We start from the raw sequence: 17,387 nt of genomic DNA on the forward strand, positions 1-17,387 counted from the left end.
AGCGTTCAATCGATCAAGTCCCAGTCGTCCTGAGTAGAAAGCGCGTAGGTACTCCATTGTCTGGATTCCAGCCAACCGGTTACGAGGAAGGCCAACTGACTCAATAACACCATTCTCAATTGTGCATCCGTTTGCGACGCGGATCGTCCCACCGGTTGCGACAGTCTCCTCCGGTTGCTCCAAGAATGGTTCGACTGCCTGCAGTAGTCCGTCTCTATCGATAATTGAATCGGCGTCGACTGTACAGAAAAGCGGTTGCTCGGCGAGCCAAATACCAGCATTCACCGCATCAGCTCGTCCCCCATTTTCTTTATCGACAACCTTGACAGAAGGAGCGTCTCTAGACCGATACACAGTTTCAATGTGCTCACTTGGAACCTCAAACGGAACCGGAGCATCAATCGGGTAGAGGTCAAACGCTGAACGGAGTTGAGAGAGAGTCGTATCCTCTGACCCATCATTGACAACGATGATTTCGGTTTCTGGGTAGTTGAGATTTAACAGCGATTGGACGTTTTCAACGATTACAGCTTCCTCATTGTAGGCGGGAACAACGACTGTTACGCCTGGAAAAAATGGCGATGAAAATTGTTGAAACAGGGTTCTTGTTGTCTGCTTCTTTATATCGTCGCGGAGTCCGTATAGCGCCGTAACGTGGACCACCAGATACACACCATTTACTAGTATGTAATATCCGAGCACAACCCAGCCGATTAACAGGAGCCCATCCCCGAATGACATCATTGTGCGGCCTCTTTATTTCCGTACTTTGACCTAAGAACCCAGTCTTCGGCTGCTGCACTGGCGGTACTCAGGTCGCTTTCTGGAACCTGCGCTACCTGACCTTCGAGAGCAACGATAGCGTCAATCGCTGCTCGCGGACTCGCCTCGGTTTTAATAGCGCTTATCAGTCTATCTGTTGACTCCTTGTCATCCCAAGTACCAAGCATTCGATAGACTGCACGTCTGACTTTTGGAGACTCATCTGCTCGTATCTGCTCAATATCGACTGCAGACCGGACATCTTCATGCCATCCGTAACCCGAAAGAGATTGCGCTGCTGCTGCTCGAACGTTTGGAGACTCACTCAAAAACAGAAACCCAATCCACCCAAGGGTTGCATCTGGTTTCGAGGGGCCAGCCTCGCCAATTACCTGTAACACCTGAATGAGTCGCGATTCGGTCCAGTTATCATACGACCCTTTCGCGGAAGTAATCAACGGTTCGGGAGAGAGTTTATTGAGTTGATAGAGCGTATCAATACCGAGAACAGACAGCGGCTCTGATCCCTGCAACAATAACTCAGTCCCAGCCTGTGCCGCATCTGGCTGCTCCTGCTCATAGAGTACTCTGGCTGCTGCGGCTCTTGTTTCTGGGTAGTCCTTACTAGTGTTCTGGAGCACCTCTATTTTGATATCGATATCGAGGCGCAAAATCCATCGTAAGGCCCAGAACCGCTCAAAACGGTTTCCATTGTGTAGTTTATGCTGCGCTTCTTCGTCAATTCCAAGCGTGCAGCCAAGCTTCTGCAGGGCCGCTCGGTCACGCCCCTGAATACGCTGAAGGTATTCTTCAAGCAGTTCAGTGGCAACACGCTGTTCGGATGTGGTTAATTCCTCAACCCACTCTTCCCAATCTGGGTTTGCAGCCTCCATTCGCTCAAGGAGCGCCTCCTGAACGCTAGACCGTACCTTTTTGTTTTGCTTATCGTGTCGCTCACATCGGACGGACTGAGCAATTGTAAGCACCGCAGTAAGAGCCAGCAGGATGATTATAATAGATGCAATTAGTATCAGTATTTCGAACGAAACGGCCGAAGCGCTGCTCATCCAAGGACTCTTTTAATTCGTGCGATAAGTTCATTGGCCGAGAAGGGCTTACTCATGTAGTCAGTGGCACCGGATTCAAGAGCGCGAACAATATCATCTTCCTTCCCACGGGATGTGAGCATAATGATCTGTATCTGATCGAAGCGTTCGCTGTCTTGCATTCTGTCGAGCACCCGGTATCCACTCAATCCAGGCATCATAATGTCAAGTATTATTAAATCCGGGAGATTATCTGGGTTCGCTTTGAGATAGTTCCAACATTCTTTACCGTCGTTCACAGTAGTAACCTCATATCCGCTCTGTAATTTAAATCTAAGTAGCTCACGCATCTCTTTGTCGTCGTCGGCAATTAAGATAGAATTCATCTATAGCAAGTTGAAAAAGATAACAGTTCTACCAATATATTTGTTCGGATACCTCAATTTATCTATTAATAACCATAGCAGAAATATCGGGACTGCTCGGCTGATATTCGATTTAGACTTTTGCCCTTGTTGGGAAACATGATGAATAACTAACCTCAGTCATGATGGACGGTCTTCCAAAGTCACGACTTCTCCAAGATATGCGCCAGCTATTGATTCTTTCTTGTGGCCGTCGTCGCCGAACTCTATCAGGTCGTGCGACCGGGTCGCTCGCGTACCCAGTCTTCGCCGTGATCGTGGTCGCCGAGGCGATACCAACCGACGAAGCCCTCGCCACTCTGGAACTCCGGATCCAGACTGTCGAGATCGTCGAGGTACGTCAGCGGGTACACATCGACGATCTCACCTTGACCGTAGTCGGCCCACTTCACAGCTACTTCTGGCTTGTCACAGAGCCATGGCATAACGTCTTCATCACGAGTCAGTACGTCGAAGAATAGTACGTGCAAATGCGGATAGCCCCTCTCGGTGAACTCCAGGGCCTTGATGTAGTCCGGTCGGTCACGCGGTCGCCCGGTCACCTCGCTGTCGAGATCGTGCCGCCAGCCAGGTATAGCGGAACGTCGAGTATTCTCTTTCGTCGAAGGGTCGGGATCGAAGTACGATTGGAGCCGATTGAAATTCTCGTTGATAGAGTCGATTCCGTAGAGCAGCGAGTCTTGTCGCTTCGGGTCAGTCGTCAGGGTGACCAGTACAGCGTTATCGACATTCTCCTAGCCGTATTCGAGCGCATCGTTGAACCGTGCAAACTGTTTGGAAACACGGCCCTAGTCGTTGAACCGAGTCTTGTAGTCCTTGATCATCCGCTTGGTAGACTCGCCACCACGCCGGTCGACGAAGTGGACATCGAACAGGAGCTTGTAGTCTTTGATGCGATTCAGATAGGATGTAAAACCGTCCTTCAGTAGCTCCCGTAGGTCGTCGTCTACAGAATCGACCTTAGAGAAGTAATTCCGCAGAAACTCTCTGTCGTACTTGATGCCCCCTTCGTTGGCTGTTTGAGTAATGCCTTCTGTAATCTATGGCAAAGATAAGCGGGACCTCTGACGGAACCCCATCAGCATCTCGAAGCACGGCATCCAACGTCCACGCATCGTACTGACTGCCGCTCGGCGCAAGCACATCAACCGACTCGGTCAGCACCTCCTCTTAAGAATCGCCCGCACGGCCCGCCGCACTCGCTCCCGCTCTTCCATAGTGCAGCTCACGCCTCAACACCTCGCACAAGATCGCCAACGAGCGACCCACCGACGTGCGGGCCGATATCCCACCCACGCTTCCCACGCGTGTATTCACACCACTCCGGAAGCGTCTCGAAGGGCGTCTCTGCCAGCACAACCTTCTCTGCCTCACCATCCGCCGAAACAACAGCCACGGCGAATTCATAACTGTCCCAGTAGTGGGCGGCACCCTCGCCGTCAACGCCAACGAAGAGCGGCCGGCCTTGGGTGAGTAGTTCGCGAGCGGTACAATCAGTACAGGTCGCACACCTACCACGCCCGGCGAACACTCCTCAGAAGCCTACCGGAAACGCCGTGCAAGATATAGAGGGTGAGTTCAGCAAGACGAGGGTGACGAATAGCAGCCCAAGTTAGTGGGTCGTCATTTTATTATCGTCAGCTATGTTATGCGGCATTATGGAGCCCTCCGACAAACTCAATGAAGAGAACGTTCGTGCTATCGTACGTGACGAGCTTATTGGTACAAGTCGCACACTGATTGGAACGATATTCTGGACAATCCTCTCTGTATTTACTGTTCTCGTGGGTCTTCAGCTGTTCCAGCTTGCATTTTCTACCTCGTCAGTTCTCGGCTTAGTCGGACTCCTTCTCGCGGGAGTGGTCGTTCTTGGAGCAAGTCTCTACCTCCTCTATCTCCTTCACTGGAAGTAGCAAGAATTGTTTGAGCCGAGCCTTCCACTCTTCGAATCATGGTTGCCTCGAAGTGACCGACTCGCGCGTTCTATTCAGCACTTAGCGGTGTACCAGACTCAAAATGAGTCAACCAGATAGCTGCTGAATTTAGAGATTGCACGCAGTACGACGATGGTAGCCATGCTATTCCTAATCTGCTGAATTACCGGGGTATCTGGGGTGTAGGTTGGATATACAAAAACACATATTACGATTGGAAATCACAAAGGCTGTTGAAAGTGTTCCGAATATTGACAAAAATACACTATTACCGACTCCCAATTTTAGGTGTATGCGGGACAATAATGACCATTGTGCTCTCTAATCCAGACAATAGTCCGGCCACTGTTGGTCCACTCAGTGTAGATATGTTCTGGGTTTCTCTGGCTGTGAATGGGATACTGATACTGTCTGTACTCGTTCTCGGTGCGTATGATCCAGAAGAATATGGATTAGAACCTTAGAAACGCAAGAAGTAGCACTTCTGTACCACCGATTCGGATTCCCTTCAGTCCAGAGCGAGGTCATGTAAGACTCGCGCTTTCCATCTTGCACGGCTATCAGAACACCGCCCTGAGTTGGTAGAAACCTCGACGGTCAATTCGCACACTTACTGAGCGGGTATTTCTGGTGAGAAACAAACGCTGGTCAGAAATCAATCGGTTCTCGGCTAACCAACGGTATGGGTATTGGTCAGCTATTGTTGGTTAGCACTCCGCTGGTCTACACTGTCGCCCCGACGTGCTGATACTCTGCCTGCGACGGCGTCGGCTGCAAGGTCAGTAATTCCGATGGCCTGCCGCTCCGTTCGAGTGCCAGACCGTGTTTTGTGGATGGCCACTGGAATGGACATAATGACACAGCCGGTCAGATAGCAAATCACGTCGTGTCAGCAACTGAGCGTGCAATACGTAGTAACGTGCTGTCGTCGGCTGTGTCGGCAGGGAACCTGCTCAGGTAATAGGTGGTGCCATTCACCGACCAACTAATGCGTACCGTCCTATTTGTCTGCGTTCGCCTTGCTTCGTACTCACCCACTTGCACGGGCGTTCCTGTAGTTGTGTTCTGTGTCCCGTTGAGAATGCCGATCCTATAGTGTGTATCATTGCTAGTGGACTCATACCTAAGCATCGCTACCTCTGGATCAGTTGAGCGGTGCGACGCAACTGCTAACTCGAATCCCGCTGGGATGTCCGGGTTCGGCACTGGAAGTGAAGCAGCGTTGGCCAGCGCCGCTCGTGACTCGTACGTGTTGAATTGAATCTGTTGTGCGCTGTCCGGAACCTCTTGCGATTCGAGTTGGAAGGTTCCGGGTTCGAACGTCGGATTGAACGTTATATTCTGATATGTAACTGTGTATTCGTAGGCATCGCCGTTAGCCACAAACTCTGTGTGTCGCTTGATCGGGAACAAATACTCACTATCTAGCCACAGCGTCTGTGACTGTAACGAGATGCGTTCGCTGACCGGAGCCAGTTCCAGCCGGTAGGTTTTCCGCCCGTCAACTGTCTCTGTGCCATTATATACGACTGTCACGTTCCCACCACGATACGCGGACGAACTGTTCTCTCCAGACTCGTCTTTTTGTGGCACTACTGGCAGGGGTGAAATGCCTGGTGTCGGCGTCGGCTGCGAGACAGGGTGGTTATTTTTCGCAGCGGCGAGAAGTTCTGGATACGTCGTCTCTGTAGCGCTATCATTGGTCTGGAACGACATTCGGTGGAGTTCGTTCGACTCTGGATCATAGGACACAAGCGTTGATCCGTTTGCAATAATAAATCCGTCTTCACCAACCCGCGGTGGTCTTGTTTCCTCCGCTCTAGTAACCGATATCACTCGCTCAAAATACGCAAATGAGTGAACTCGTTCCCGCTTTTGAGTGACGATTGTTGTTGTTTTCTCGTTCCGGGTTCGGACTGTCGTTACCGTTGCGTTGACAGTATCTAGTGTCGCGTAGCGGTCAGCTGCTTCATCCTCCGACGGAAGCCCCTCATCCTCACTGGATGAAACCCCGATTGCGCTGCATCCGCTCACTGTAATTAGTGCCACTATCACAAGTATGTGCACAAGCCCTCGAACACTGAATGGGGTCCCCGCAGACCTATCCATATGTTAAAAAAGACATAGTAATTGAGTGGATATAAAATACCCTCCAATGGGCTGAGTGGATCGGCGTTTTGACTGATACGATTGCAACGAATGTCCCGGGAAACAAATTAATACTTGGCTGGTAATGATTTCGATGACGAACACAGCACACTCAACGCCAACTTATCTGTTCTCCAGAGCAAATCTCAATCGACATATCAGCGTATAGCGTCACCTGTATAGACGGTAGTGTAGTGGCCTGACAGGCACATCAGATGAGATGTCCGAGATGATCGGTCTCGTGAGCCAACTTTGACTGCTCTGGCGACGTGCCTGAGGCCTTTCCAGAAAACGACTCCGGCGAGACGGCCTGTTGCATGGCCGTGAGCTTCGACCGAAGTTGCCCGCTCGTCGAGCGGACCAACTCATCGTCTGGCCAGGAATGGACTTCGAGCCCGTCGAAGCGTGTTGCGACTTGCTGGACCGTGTTCAGTTGTTCGAGGGCGTACTCGACCCAGTACTGATGGCCGTCTTGGATCTGCTGGAGTTCGGTGACAACGTCGTCGTAGCCGGCTTCTTTGGCGGCAGTGAGACACTGCTGGAAATTCGCGCCACGGGGATTGATTGGTTCGTGGAAGACAACGACCTCACCGAGCGCTCTAAAGTAGCTGAGTAGCTCGTGAAAGTCGTCTTCGCCCATCGTGGGGTATGTGGGCGACATCGAGACGAACACCGACACACCGGCCTGCTGGAGTTCGTCTAACGCCTGCCAGCGAATTATTGGTGGTGACACAATAACCTCATTCAGGCCCACCAGCAGGGAGTTCCCGGACCTTCCAGATGTCGTACTCCTGTTCCTCGCCGTCCTCATTAGTGAACGTACTCGTCTGTTCGGTGTGCTTGATGCCGACCACGTCGCCCTCGCCGAGATCGTTGTCGTTGAGCGCGTTGTCGATCTGGCTGTTCGACCACATAGCGACCACGTCGCTGATGCCACGGGCCAGCTTGATGACGGTCGTATCATACTTGCTGCAGTTGGGCGTGAGTTCCCGAATCTCACCGACGAATGATTCGCCGAGTTCGAGATCAATCCACTCTAACCGTGACTCAGCATCTATTCAACACGGCATACCAATCTACACCGCAGTAGCGGTTGAGACTGGCCGTCTAATCATACAGAAACTGACTGTTTTGTGGCGCTCAGGCAGCACTCTCTCGACTGGTTTGGGAAGTACCGAAATTTCGAGCGAGGAGACGACCCGGGTCGTGAGAAGCTCACACTATGAGGAGGTTTCTACGACACGCTCCCTACTATGTTCATTCGTCCTCTGGCCACGTCTGGACAATGAGCACGACGATAATTGAGATACCGACTACGACCAGAGCTTCTGTCGAAAAGATGCCGGCAAGAAGAGCCGTGAGAACGCTACCGAATGACTGGGAACTATTAGGTGTCGGGGGCGAGGTCTCGGTTTGAGTGGTTAGCGATGCGTCCGTCGGTTCTGGTGTGGGCGAATCGGCTTGTTCTGTATTCCTTGATGATGGGCTTGATGTCTCACCATCTGCATCTCTAACATCAATTACACCTCTCATGCCAAGAGGGCTATGAGGCTTGCAAAGATATCTGACTATGCCTCCGGACTCGAATGTATGCTCGAAAATATAACCTTCGTTGCTGGAGCTCTGACTTTCAAATCTTCCGTTTTCCTCAGCAATAGTATGACCACCGCCCTTACCGGTCCACTCCCATATGACCGTTGTGCCGGAACTAACTGCAACCGCCGGTGGGTCGAAGGCGAAACTGCCACCATTACCCTCTGCACCAACTGTTATGATTACCTCATTTTGGCCAGTTCTCTCGACTACAGTTCCATCATAATTGCTGGTATCTGAGAGCCATCCGCCAAAGTCCGTCTGAGCCGTCGTGGATTCAGTTACCGTAGATAAGATTGTCCCAGAAAGAAAGATTGAGACAGTTGCTTGCAATAATCGACGCCTTTGAACGTTGTTCGATTTCATCGGGCATATTTTTTTCATGAGTTTATAAATAATTTGTACTTACTGAGTGTAGCCTCAACCGTGAACGTATACTGTTATCTCCACTGGGCGCGTATCTACTGGAAAAAAGAGGTTCCTCTTTATCTCAAAACTTTCGGCGTTGAGTACATACTCTGGTGCCAGACAGAATAGTTTTATCCGTGGTTTGCTTAATATTCTACGATATAATAAGAGCAAAGTATATGAACCGATTATACAGGTGATGTACGCTATTTGGAACAGTCTGATATATTAGATTGAATTAAAATAACTCATGAAAAGAAGGCTTCTTAATATATCAGTTATACTTGGACTGTTTCTTATTATTTCTCTTCTCAGTATCCTAGCAACTGCTACTTCAACAGCAAATATGGGCTATTATGACCCTTTGTTTGATGATTGCGATGGCTTGGCACCCGGAGAAAGAGAAAGTGCTGTTACCTACTTGGAAAATACAGCGGGCGAGCAAGGATATGCGGCTGACGAATTGGAAACTGAAATAACAGACTCAGGAGGTCTTGAAGTTTCCACGAGTGATGGTGCTACAATTTTTGATGGCTCATCCTCTATAATTTTCAACTGTCTGGGTTCAGACACGAATGAAACCAGCCAGACATTGACCCAGACGTCGACTCCGGAACCGACTGACACACCAGCACCAACTGACACACCCACGCCAGCACCGACTCCAATCAGCACCGCAGCCGAGACGTCGACTGGCCCGCAGACAATCGGTGGCATCTTCACAACAATCCTCGTCGAGATCTTTTCAGCTGAGGCACTGGTTGTGATCGGCATCTCGATTATCGTCGTGTTGATCGTCCAGACGTGGCCAGACGACGAATGAATATCGCAGCAACGATTACCCTCCTGTGGCCGGCGTTGTTCTGCCTGTCCAGTCTGCTCGTTTTCTTACTCGTCGCCACACAGCGCGGCTACGGCCGACAGCGCCAGTATCTGGGTGCCACCGCTATCCTCGGACTCCTCATACTTGCATACGCGTACCCACCAACAGTCACACCGATCCGCTGGGGACTGACACTGATTGGCTTTGCCGCCCCAGTCGCGCTGAGTATTGTGGGGATTCGCTACTTGATTGAGGAGACATGATGGTACACCTACCACTTCAAGTAGCGTCGTTTCTGGAGGTCGTTCCGGCGTGGCTCCCGGTGGTCACCGTCTCGCTCGGCGTCTGTCTCCTCCTGTTTGGCATGGGCGAGCAGTATATTGGAGCCCACATCGGCCATTGGAAGGCGTATACGGAGCGCACTGGGGCTCTCTTAGCGGGCAGTCTTACCGGCAGCATCGCCGGTGCAACGTACCTTACCATTAGACAGGCCGAGCTGACTCTGCTGTTCATTTTTTTCACCTTCATCAGCGGCCAGCTCATCCAAGGGGCGGTCGCAGCTCGTATCATCCAGAAAATTATTGATTTCTTCAAACCCAGTGATGGCGGAGAAGGCAGCGACCAGAGCCTTCTCGCCCGCGGCTATGCGTTCGCGAAGGCGAAAATCAAGGACCGGCTCATCATCGTGGCCGTGACTAGCGTACTCTCGACGTATATGACGTTGAGTATTCTGTCTGTCTTCGTGCTTGGGAGCGGTGAGCCACTGGAAGCCATCGAACGGTTCTGGACCGGGGTTCTGTTACTGACGATTGCCGGGATAGCCTTCGATTTCCGATACTTCTCTCACCGGCTCTCGTGGCCTGCTGCCCTTGGTTTGGTCGTCGCAACGAGTGGGGCCTTCCTCTATAGTCCAGTCGGGTTCTCGAACGTCACGACTGCGTTAGCCCCATATTTGGACAACCCACTTCCGGATTGGATGCGCCTCCCACTTCGCGCATTTGGGTTTTTTGCTGGTGTCGTCTTCTGGGCGCTATTTTATATAAAAGAGGGCTAGTAGCACGGACCTTTGAGAGTATTAGTATCTCCTCCATTGAAAATAGCAGACGGCGGCTGGTTCACTCCGTAACGGTTTGAAAAAATGAGGTCGACAAGGCGATTATGGGCGTCGCTCTACTCAACCTCATTGAGAAGGCACTACGGGCATGCGTCTTTAGCTAAGTGACGAACCACCAGACAGCAGCGACTTATCGAGACATCTTTTCGAGAGGATTGAGGAGGACGCAAGTGTGCACCAAGTTCCCTCCTCAAACCAGATTGAACGTCGGTACTTCCCAACCGACGTAATCGGTGCAATTGAATCGCCGAATTAACCACGAGAAAGTGTCTGGATCTGGATGTGTTCAACCTACACTGGAGGTACGTGGCGGCGCCCCGCCTAGAGCGGGGGCGAACACGTCGTACTCCAGCAGAAAATCAAAATCAAGATGCTCAAACAGCGGAACTGTCTCCGTAGCCGCTACATTCAAGAACTCGTTGACCGAATCTACATTCTGCAGGGCTTTGGAGCTGGTGGACACAGTCTCCAAACCCTGCCGCTTCGCACGTGACGCTTTCTATGACAGGCTCCTTACCCGTATCTTAATGTGGGCATTCTTGTTCGTGTTCGGCTACGCCACAGCGTATGACCGATACGATCTCATTGTTACCCAGAATGGGGCACCTGTGAACAGCTTTGTTGATGCGTTGTACTTCAGTACACTCACATTCACAACGCTCGGTCTCGGTGATTTCAAACCTGACCCAACGGTACAGTTAGCACGGGTACTCGTAACGAGTCAAGCAGCGCTTGGTGCCATCTTGATAGCCATTTTCGTGTTCGTCCTCGGCCGCCGCGCAGCCCGATAATATCCCAGTCTCGCTGGGTGGCTCCCGAATTTTGCTTGTGACGACTGACTCTGAGCCTTGTATCGTTTGATTATGATTCTACTCATTCCAGTTTCCTTAGTGAGAGATACGCGCCCTACAGCCTGCATGGCATTCAGTACATCATTTGAAACTGATAGGAATTCCAGCAATCCATTCGCACACGTACTGACCAGCCGTTTCTGCGCCCCACCAGTGAGGAAATCAGATCGTTGCTCAAATCCGCCGCATCGTCGTCACAACCTCCCGTCCAGTGACCCGCCACTGACACCCGTTCCAGACGGCCTCGACGCGCTCGAACCCGCCATTACTCTGCGGCTCAAATTCGATTTTCCGCTTGGGACCACGAACAGGCTCGTACACGAGGCCCTTCGCGTCGGCGATAGACATTCCGCTCATTAGTCCACCACCCGAGCGGCTTGGTCGACCAGCGACTCGCCCAGTCGAACCTCGGACCAGCCACAGCACTCAGCTGCACATACGGCGACTCACGCCTGCGCCGTCATCGTGTCATACAGAGGATATACTGTAGCAAGAAATTTCACATCGTGAGACATCTGTACCAAAGGAGAAAGATGCCTGAGCGGAAGAACCAGCACTATGTCCCCAAACACTACCTCCGAGCTTGGGCCGACAATGAGAGAATAAACGTATTCCCACTATCGAAAGGCGAATCATTCCCCGACAACACATCCTCCATCTGCTCCCGCAGTTATTTTTACGGCAACCCCCCAATAGTTGAAGACGAACTCCAGCACGTGGACGGAGACCATGCAAGCTCTGTCAGAGAACTCCGAAACAACAACCTCTCAGATCTCTCCCCGCGGCAAATCAAACTACTGCTGTCCTTCATCACTACACAGCGCTCTCGCACCAAGGCCACAAAGAAAGATATCCGTGCCGGCGAAGACTTTCTGCGAGACGCAATAAGAGACGACCTCAAGCATGACCGGTACGAGAACCTGATCACCTGGGATCCTGAACTAACACCGGAAGAAAGAGAGGATACAATGGTTGACGCCTCTCTACTCGGAACCCATCACTACGTCATCGGACTTGGAATCTTCGGATACCACGTAATCAAAGACCTCGAAGCTGTAATGTTATGCAACCTCACTGAGCAAGAGTTCGTCACCTCCGATGTCCCAATAGTCTTCGACAATCCCCGCTATAAACCCTATTACGGAACAGTAGCAGGACTGAGTAACAGAGGGGTTCAAATCTACTGCCCAATAAGCCCAGACCAACTTCTTCTGCTTTACGACCCTCAGATCTATAATATCAGATCCAACCACAAGCAACAAACCCTGATCAAAAACCCTGACGTGGTCAACCAGTTCAACCTGACACAGTTCCACAACGCAGAAAACACCGTACTATTCCACAATAGCACCAAAGACTATATTCAAGACCTGCACAGCCGGATAGACGAAGTTCGCCGCAGACAACAAATCACGGTGCCAATGGCAACAGAAGAGATGGAAATGGTCGAGGTTGAAAAAACCCCACCCTACCAACTACCAAAAATATCGCCTGACATACCCGGCTCCAACACCGTTGAATCATTCAACTATACCAAAGAACGGCCTACTTCTGAGCCTTGGGAAGGCCGGAACTTGGTACGTAAAATGTTCAGTGAGGCCAAATCGCGTGATATCGGACTGATCTACACAATTCGGGTCTTCAGGGAACACCTCGGATCGACCAGCTAACTGGCTTAGAGAGTTTTGCGAAGATCGGAGAACTCGTATGTTTCAACGATCTCAACCGTGTCCATTCCAATCCTTCGCCTCTTCCAACCGGTTCAGGAGTAGGTATAATCAAAGACCAGCACAGAACTTATCAAGAGCGGTCTACGAATCCAATATCTCGAGAGACAATCAAACAATACGCAGACGTACTGGGAAATTATTTCAGTACATGTGGAAATAAGTGAGTCAGAAACCAATCGGTTCTCGGCTAATCAACAATCACAGGTGTTGCTCAATTGTTGTTAGTTAGAACTTTTCGTTACACCGTCGCCGCCACGTGTTGATACTCAGCCTGTGACGGCGTCGGCTGCAGTGTCAACCCGGCCAACGCTAACTCCCGCAACACCTCGGGCGGCACACCCTCACAGTCGAGAAGCACGGCGTCGAGCGTCCATTCGCCGTACTGACTGGCGCTCGGCGCAAGCACATCCACGGACTCAGTCGGCACTTCCTCTTGAATCGCTCTCGCAGCCCGTCGGACCCGCTTGCGTTCTTCCACAGTGCAGCTCATGCCTCAACACCTCGCACGAGATCACCAACAAGCGACCCGCCGACGTGCGGCCCAACGTCCCAGCCACGCTCACCACGCGTGTATTCGCACCAGTCGGAAAGCGTCTCGAAAGGCGTCTCGGCCAGCACAACCTTCTCTGCCTCACCGTCAGTCTTCACGACAGCCACGGCGAACTCGTAGCTGTCCCAGTAGTGGGCAGCACCCTCGCCGTCGACGCCAAGGAAAAGCGGACGGCCTTGCGTGAGTAGTTCGCGTGCGGTACGTTCTTGTGGATTGGATTGCGTAGTTGCCATTGGTTCTGGATGGAACCACGCGCTTCGGTGCTCCAACACCGGGGCGATTTCGTACAAAATCGACCAGCGGCGCGTGTGTTCCTGTACTTAGCTTATATTACGCCACCGGCATAAGTGTTTTCCATACAGCAAACTATAGAGAAAGTAGAAGATAATGAGTACCCGTGGAAAAGATCGATCTGTGAGTGACGAAGAGCTAATTCAGGCAATTAAACGTCATCCCGACCCGGCAGTGAAAAGTACAGAGCTTGCCGAACAGCTACCACTTACGAGTACCCGGATCAATGAACTACTCAAATCATTAGAGAGTGAGGGTATCCTCAAGAAGAAATCATTCGGCAGTGCCAACGGGTGGTGGGTATCCAGAACTCAGGATTTAGACCGCTAAGTAAGTTTGTCACGGGCCGCTTCAACGACACGCTGGTGGCCTTTTGGAGTGATCCACCATAATCGTCTTCCAGACGCGGTTTTGGAGGTTACTAGCCCTTCATTTTCCAGTTCGTTCAGAAGGTCGTTGACACGCTGTCGTGACAGCGGCAGCGGATCAGACACTTCACTGGTGAATAAGGCTGGATCAGCTGATAGCAAAAATTCGAGCAAAATCCGATCATCGCTGACTTTGCGGTCTGACCCTCGCTTAGCCATTCTATCTCATCTTCTACGTCGACATAAATAGTAATGTGCGATGTGATTGTAACTCGTATGGAAAAGTTTGCTGTACGGAAACACTAAGTGCGGTCAGTGTAACAGTCTGAGATAGGCGACGCCACCAACACCACCGGCGTCCCATCGAACCCATGACAGCAGACCAGCCCACCCACGAAGAGTCGCATCGCTCGCCAACCACGCCCCTCGCCGGAGGGAGAGCATGACCGCCTGGCACACCTGCACCGCCCTCCAGCGGGATCTCCTGAAAGCGATTGCCGACCACGACCACTACGACCGCGAGGCCACCGCCGACGCCCTCCAGATCGCCGTCGAAACCCGACGCGAAGCCACCCTCGACGACGCCCACGTCACGGACGCCCTCGCCGAGCTCGAAGCCAACGACCTTGTCACCACCACTGACGGAACCTACGCCCTGACCGACCGCGGCCACGACGCGATCACCCAGGCCGCCCGCTCGCTGGCTATCGTCACCGGCCACGATCTGGTCGCCACCGACGGCGGCACCACCATCCCCTCACACACGGCGGCGGCCACCCAACTCGACACCGCCTTACAGGCCGCCGAACCCGCCCTCGCTGATGAGGAACTCGAACGGCTGGCCGCCGTGAGTACGTATCCCCGGAACACGGACGGCTTCGTTGTCGAGACCCACGCCGAGCCCGCAATCCGCAGCCACGCGCTCGATGTAATCGCCACCACTGAAGACGGCGAGGGGGCACCCGCTGGGGACGTACTGGACACGCTCGCCCAAGAGTATGGAGCCGACCGGGCGCTGACGGCCCTGCTGGACCTTTTGGTGCAGGGCGAGTGCTACCAGCCCGAACCAGCCACACTGCGGCGGGTCGACACCGACGCCGGCGAGCCGGGAGGTGCCCGATGACGACCTACCACGACCTGACGGGCTTCCAGCGCGACCTCCTGGAGGCTATCGCCGCCGTCGAGGACGATCCGTATGGCCTCGCGCTCAAGGACTACCTCGACGAGCGCTACGCCGAGCCGATCAACCACAGCCGCCTCTACCAGAATCTCGACCGGCTCGTCGACAGTGGCCTCGTCAACCGCGACGACCTCGACGCCCGCACCAACGTGTATACGCTGACTGACGCCGGCCAAGACACGCTCTACCGCCAGGCCGAAACACTCGCCGGCCTGTGTGAACTGCCTCGACCCGTCACTGGAGGTGCGCAGTAATGCCCCAACAACTCACGCAACGCCGTCGCTCAGCGGGCAAAGACGGGGACCCAGTCGGTCGGTGTTGTCAGAGGCACACAATCACTGGGCAGGTGATGACCGACTGGTACCCTACTGGAATATACGGACATCTCACACAAAACAGTTACTCGCAGGGACTCCCTCAAAGTCCGAGTTGGAAGGTAGTCCGCCGCCGCCCGCGACGACGGACCAGCTCTCGTGCCTCTGACAAGTATCCAGGACAAAGTGGACAACTTTGTGCTGGCACTTCTTATGTAAGTGGCAATGATAAATGTAATTTACGCTTTACTTTTGGAGCAGAACACATCCAGCAGCGTCCAGAGAAGCGATCTCTGGGACTGAACCAACCGATAGAATGGGTGGTAATATCGGAGACACGGCCGTGTGATCTACCCCCGACCCGTTGCTGGGGAGGGACGGCAGTGACGTTCGTTCCGGGCAGACAAGCCAGGAAACATACCACGCAGTTTTTATTTGGCTGTCGGAAAACGGAGGCCGGGTGGCACTGGGCACCTGCTGTGCCACCCAAATGTCAGAGGCACAAGCGGGTTCTTTGCCCCGCACACGGCCCGGCCAGAGTGATGCCGCGATGTGGCCCAGTCTGTGGCGGCAATCAGAACCCGTTTTTCTCGTATGAACTGCCCAGTAATAATTCTATTTCAGCCCTGCGACACAGCGACACACTTCTGGCCGCCCGACTCTTCGGGCAGTCAGGTTCCAACGCGGCGCTGGACCGTGACCGTCACGCAGATAGCCACCAGCAGGTGCGACGGCCTTCCTGTCTACAGCAACGGAATGGTGGGTATCCTGGGGGTGTGGGAAGTGGGGTGGAAGCCACCATCCGAGATCCGCAACGAGCTCCGACTCTGCTACAATCAGGGGGATGGACACATCCAACGCGAGTGGACAGGGGCCAAGACCCACCTGCCGCTGGCACGGGTGCTGGTAAAAACGGCTGCGATATCCCCGCGGTGTCTGTCGGTTTGCTACAATATTGTTCTCAGAATAAGCACACCGACCAGCATCGCCTGACGGCGACAGGGGTCTCGAACTGTGCACCACAGAATGGTGGGCAGCCGGGAGACCCCGGCGTGCCTCGCACCACCCAACATCGCCGTTCCCGGCGACAGGTCCTGCACCCAACACATTCGCTTCGTCAAGCGGCTATTGGGGAAACATGGAGCGCGGGGCAGAACCTGTCGTCCGATAGCAGTGCTGTAGTTGATAATTTTTATGAAATCGCAGACGCCGCTGGCGGGCGTGTTCGAAGCTGCTGGCATCTCTGCCGACATCAGAATGGGCGACAGCCATGGGCAAATGGCGTGTCGCAACCCATCCAGGATCGCCGATATCGGCGACGGGCTCTGGACCCGGACTACTTGGGTGACCGATTGAGTCGTTTGGGAATACTGCGTGGGACCCAGAGCCCATCAGGACATGCGACGAGTCCCAGTCAAAACGCTTCCGATAGTCGCACAATCGCACGCCAGCAACGTGATAGAACTCAGTACATTCGAGCCTGGTGGCAGCGATCAGCGATGTCGCCGTCCCGTAGACTGTCGTCTCGCCATCAAGGACAGCCACGGAATGAGAATGGTGGGCAGCCGGAAGGAAGTGGGTATGTGGGGGGAAGTGGCGTGTGCACCATTCGAAGTCGTCATCCACGACGACGGGTTCTGGACCCGAAGCTCGCGGTAGCGCAACTGGCTATCAGGGGGATCCGTAGCGGAGACCAGAACCCATTGTATAGAAAGACATTCACCAGACAAAACACTTACGCTATGTCATCGGATACATTCCAGATTGTCCAGCTCCAAACACACACGCTGGACACGCTATGTGCCAACAGTCGCACAGACACAGCAAGAAATCCAACAGCAACGACAGTA

22 protein-coding genes and 1 pseudogene are annotated in these 17,387 nt (G+C 53.0%); 10 read left to right on the forward strand and 13 right to left on the reverse strand.

The features are described 5' to 3' along the window. From BDK61_RS22210 to BDK61_RS24060, 4 genes are all read right to left on the reverse strand, one after another. Positions 1-744 (reverse strand): glycosyltransferase family 2 protein (locus tag BDK61_RS22210; RefSeq protein ID WP_148709176.1); only part of this gene is annotated, 744 nt, incomplete at its 3' end. Next, the gene (locus BDK61_RS22215) at positions 741-1,655 is read right to left on the reverse strand and encodes a HEAT repeat domain-containing protein (protein ID WP_148709177.1); all 915 of its coding nucleotides are present in this window, start codon (positions 1,653-1,655) and stop codon (positions 741-743) included. The genes BDK61_RS22215 and BDK61_RS22210, both read right to left, overlap by 4 nt. 170 nt (positions 1,656-1,825) lie before the next feature. Continuing rightward, a complete protein-coding gene (locus tag BDK61_RS22220; protein ID WP_007189723.1) occupies positions 1,826-2,194 on the reverse strand; it encodes a response regulator transcription factor in 369 nt (122 codons plus the stop codon). Positions 2,195-2,442: 248 nt separating this feature from the next. Beyond that, the gene (locus tag BDK61_RS24060) at positions 2,443-2,775 is read right to left on the reverse strand and encodes a hypothetical protein (RefSeq protein WP_241432648.1); all 333 of its coding nucleotides are present in this window, start codon (positions 2,773-2,775) and stop codon (positions 2,443-2,445) included. An 84-nt stretch (positions 2,776-2,859) separates the two neighbouring features. Here BDK61_RS24060 and BDK61_RS24065 point away from each other — a divergent pair, with 84 nt between their 5' ends. Next, complete coding sequence (locus tag BDK61_RS24065) at positions 2,860-3,162, forward strand: hypothetical protein (protein ID WP_241432647.1); 303 nt, start codon at positions 2,860-2,862, stop codon at positions 3,160-3,162. 296 nt (positions 3,163-3,458) lie between these two features. Here BDK61_RS24065 and BDK61_RS22230 read toward each other — a convergent pair whose 3' ends face one another. Beyond that, the gene (locus tag BDK61_RS22230; protein WP_007189720.1) at positions 3,459-3,764 is read right to left on the reverse strand and encodes a hypothetical protein; all 306 of its coding nucleotides are present in this window, start codon (positions 3,762-3,764) and stop codon (positions 3,459-3,461) included. A 127-nt stretch (positions 3,765-3,891) separates the two neighbouring features. On the opposite strand from BDK61_RS22230, the gene BDK61_RS22235 reads away from it, so the two are divergent. Then, positions 3,892-4,146 carry a hypothetical protein gene (locus BDK61_RS22235; protein WP_229380466.1) on the forward strand — a complete coding sequence of 85 codons (255 nt, stop codon included), beginning with the start codon at positions 3,892-3,894 and terminating at the stop codon, positions 4,144-4,146. Positions 4,147-5,046: 900 nt separating this feature from the next. On the opposite strand, the gene BDK61_RS22240 is transcribed toward BDK61_RS22235, so the two are convergent. The 4 genes from BDK61_RS22240 to BDK61_RS22255 form a co-directional block, all read right to left on the reverse strand. After that, a complete protein-coding gene (locus BDK61_RS22240; RefSeq protein WP_244210011.1) occupies positions 5,047-6,234 on the reverse strand; it encodes a LolA family protein in 1,188 nt (395 codons plus the stop codon). A gap of 292 nt (positions 6,235-6,526) precedes the next feature. Further along, positions 6,527-7,036: a radical SAM domain-containing protein gene (locus BDK61_RS22245; protein ID WP_121304886.1), complete on the reverse strand. Its 510-nt coding sequence runs from the start codon at positions 7,034-7,036 to the stop codon at positions 6,527-6,529. A 19-nt stretch (positions 7,037-7,055) separates the two neighbouring features. Beyond that, on the reverse strand, positions 7,056-7,229 hold the full coding sequence (locus tag BDK61_RS24070; RefSeq protein WP_244210013.1) for a hypothetical protein: 174 nt from the start codon (positions 7,227-7,229) through the stop codon (positions 7,056-7,058). Positions 7,230-7,572: 343 nt separating this feature from the next. Continuing rightward, positions 7,573-8,274, reverse strand: a complete 702-nt coding sequence (locus BDK61_RS22255) for a halocyanin domain-containing protein (protein WP_167467425.1) — start codon at positions 8,272-8,274, stop codon at positions 7,573-7,575. 292 nt (positions 8,275-8,566) lie between these two features. Between BDK61_RS22255 and BDK61_RS23155 the strand changes: the two genes are divergently transcribed. Genes BDK61_RS23155 through BDK61_RS22270 form a run of 3 tightly spaced genes read left to right on the forward strand, consistent with a single transcriptional unit; the run spans position 8,567 to position 10,193 of the window. Beyond that, positions 8,567-9,139, forward strand: a complete 573-nt coding sequence (locus BDK61_RS23155) for a hypothetical protein (RefSeq protein ID WP_148709178.1) — start codon at positions 8,567-8,569, stop codon at positions 9,137-9,139. Then, positions 9,136-9,402, forward strand: a complete 267-nt coding sequence (locus BDK61_RS22265; protein WP_121304808.1) for a hypothetical protein — start codon at positions 9,136-9,138, stop codon at positions 9,400-9,402. The genes BDK61_RS23155 and BDK61_RS22265 overlap by 4 nt, the downstream gene beginning before the upstream one ends. Further along, complete coding sequence (locus BDK61_RS22270; protein ID WP_148709179.1) at positions 9,402-10,193, forward strand: hypothetical protein; 792 nt, start codon at positions 9,402-9,404, stop codon at positions 10,191-10,193. Before BDK61_RS22265 ends, BDK61_RS22270 begins: the two co-directional genes overlap by 1 nt. Before the next feature lie 376 nt (positions 10,194-10,569). Here the strand turns inward: BDK61_RS22270 and BDK61_RS22275 are convergent. Further along, a pseudogene (locus BDK61_RS22275) lies at positions 10,570-10,716 on the reverse strand (IS5/IS1182 family transposase); the annotation flags it as partial. A gap of 64 nt (positions 10,717-10,780) precedes the next feature. On the opposite strand from BDK61_RS22275, the gene BDK61_RS24435 reads away from it, so the two are divergent. Further along, positions 10,781-11,044 carry a potassium channel family protein gene (locus BDK61_RS24435; RefSeq protein ID WP_121304812.1) on the forward strand — a complete coding sequence of 88 codons (264 nt, stop codon included), beginning with the start codon at positions 10,781-10,783 and terminating at the stop codon, positions 11,042-11,044. A gap of 234 nt (positions 11,045-11,278) precedes the next feature. On the opposite strand, the gene BDK61_RS22285 is transcribed toward BDK61_RS24435, so the two are convergent. After that, positions 11,279-11,461: a hypothetical protein gene (locus BDK61_RS22285; protein WP_121304814.1), complete on the reverse strand. Its 183-nt coding sequence runs from the start codon at positions 11,459-11,461 to the stop codon at positions 11,279-11,281. A gap of 176 nt (positions 11,462-11,637) precedes the next feature. Here BDK61_RS22285 and BDK61_RS22290 point away from each other — a divergent pair, with 176 nt between their 5' ends. Then, entirely contained in the window at positions 11,638-12,774 is a 1,137-nt protein-coding gene (locus tag BDK61_RS22290; RefSeq protein WP_121304815.1) for a DUF4238 domain-containing protein, read from the forward strand. A 298-nt stretch (positions 12,775-13,072) separates the two neighbouring features. Here BDK61_RS22290 and BDK61_RS22295 read toward each other — a convergent pair whose 3' ends face one another. Continuing rightward, positions 13,073-13,324 (reverse strand): hypothetical protein, encoded by a 252-nt coding sequence (locus BDK61_RS22295; RefSeq protein WP_121304817.1) that lies wholly within the window; start codon positions 13,322-13,324, stop codon positions 13,073-13,075. Continuing rightward, entirely contained in the window at positions 13,321-13,617 is a 297-nt protein-coding gene (locus tag BDK61_RS22300) for a hypothetical protein (RefSeq protein WP_121304819.1), read from the reverse strand. The genes BDK61_RS22295 and BDK61_RS22300 overlap by 4 nt, the downstream gene beginning before the upstream one ends. 181 nt (positions 13,618-13,798) lie before the next feature. On the opposite strand from BDK61_RS22300, the gene BDK61_RS22305 reads away from it, so the two are divergent. The 3 genes from BDK61_RS22305 to BDK61_RS22315 all read left to right on the forward strand — a co-directional run bounded on the left by BDK61_RS22305 (position 13,799) and on the right by BDK61_RS22315 (position 15,477). Next, positions 13,799-14,005 carry a winged helix-turn-helix transcriptional regulator gene (locus BDK61_RS22305; RefSeq protein WP_161618955.1) on the forward strand — a complete coding sequence of 69 codons (207 nt, stop codon included), beginning with the start codon at positions 13,799-13,801 and terminating at the stop codon, positions 14,003-14,005. 480 nt (positions 14,006-14,485) lie between these two features. After that, complete coding sequence (locus BDK61_RS22310) at positions 14,486-15,166, forward strand: transcriptional regulator (protein ID WP_121304823.1); 681 nt, start codon at positions 14,486-14,488, stop codon at positions 15,164-15,166. Then, the gene (locus BDK61_RS22315; RefSeq protein ID WP_121304825.1) at positions 15,163-15,477 is read left to right on the forward strand and encodes a helix-turn-helix transcriptional regulator; all 315 of its coding nucleotides are present in this window, start codon (positions 15,163-15,165) and stop codon (positions 15,475-15,477) included. Before BDK61_RS22310 ends, BDK61_RS22315 begins: the two co-directional genes overlap by 4 nt. The last annotated feature ends 1,910 nt before the right edge of the window (positions 15,478-17,387 follow it).

The organism is Haloarcula quadrata (assembly GCF_003634715.1).
Classification (GTDB): domain Archaea; phylum Halobacteriota; class Halobacteria; order Halobacteriales; family Haloarculaceae; genus Haloarcula; species Haloarcula marismortui.

What these genes read in the sequence shown, in the direction of transcription:
- BDK61_RS22215 (WP_148709177.1), bottom strand. Translation starts at nt 1,655, where the DNA reads ATGGAGGCTGCAAACCCAGATTGGGAAGAGTGGGTTGAGGAATTAACC.
- BDK61_RS22220 (WP_007189723.1), bottom strand. Translation starts at nt 2,194, where the DNA reads ATGAATTCTATCTTAATTGCCGACGACGACAAAGAGATGCGTGAGCTA.
- BDK61_RS22235 (WP_229380466.1), top strand. Translation starts at nt 3,892, where the DNA reads ATGGAGCCCTCCGACAAACTCAATGAAGAGAACGTTCGTGCTATCGTA.
- BDK61_RS24070 (WP_244210013.1), bottom strand. Translation starts at nt 7,229, where the DNA reads ATGTGGTCGAACAGCCAGATCGACAACGCGCTCAACGACAACGATCTC.
- BDK61_RS22255 (WP_167467425.1), bottom strand. Translation starts at nt 8,274, where the DNA reads ATGAAATCGAACAACGTTCAAAGGCGTCGATTATTGCAAGCAACTGTC.
- BDK61_RS23155 (WP_148709178.1), top strand. Translation starts at nt 8,567, where the DNA reads ATGAAAAGAAGGCTTCTTAATATATCAGTTATACTTGGACTGTTTCTT.
- BDK61_RS22265 (WP_121304808.1), top strand. Translation starts at nt 9,136, where the DNA reads ATGAATATCGCAGCAACGATTACCCTCCTGTGGCCGGCGTTGTTCTGC.
- BDK61_RS22270 (WP_148709179.1), top strand. Translation starts at nt 9,402, where the DNA reads ATGGTACACCTACCACTTCAAGTAGCGTCGTTTCTGGAGGTCGTTCCG.
- BDK61_RS24435 (WP_121304812.1), top strand. Translation starts at nt 10,781, where the DNA reads ATGTGGGCATTCTTGTTCGTGTTCGGCTACGCCACAGCGTATGACCGA.
- BDK61_RS22285 (WP_121304814.1), bottom strand. Translation starts at nt 11,461, where the DNA reads ATGAGCGGAATGTCTATCGCCGACGCGAAGGGCCTCGTGTACGAGCCT.
- BDK61_RS22290 (WP_121304815.1), top strand. Translation starts at nt 11,638, where the DNA reads ATGCCTGAGCGGAAGAACCAGCACTATGTCCCCAAACACTACCTCCGA.
- BDK61_RS22295 (WP_121304817.1), bottom strand. Translation starts at nt 13,324, where the DNA reads ATGAGCTGCACTGTGGAAGAACGCAAGCGGGTCCGACGGGCTGCGAGA.
- BDK61_RS22300 (WP_121304819.1), bottom strand. Translation starts at nt 13,617, where the DNA reads ATGGCAACTACGCAATCCAATCCACAAGAACGTACCGCACGCGAACTA.
- BDK61_RS22310 (WP_121304823.1), top strand. Translation starts at nt 14,486, where the DNA reads ATGACCGCCTGGCACACCTGCACCGCCCTCCAGCGGGATCTCCTGAAA.
- BDK61_RS22315 (WP_121304825.1), top strand. Translation starts at nt 15,163, where the DNA reads ATGACGACCTACCACGACCTGACGGGCTTCCAGCGCGACCTCCTGGAG.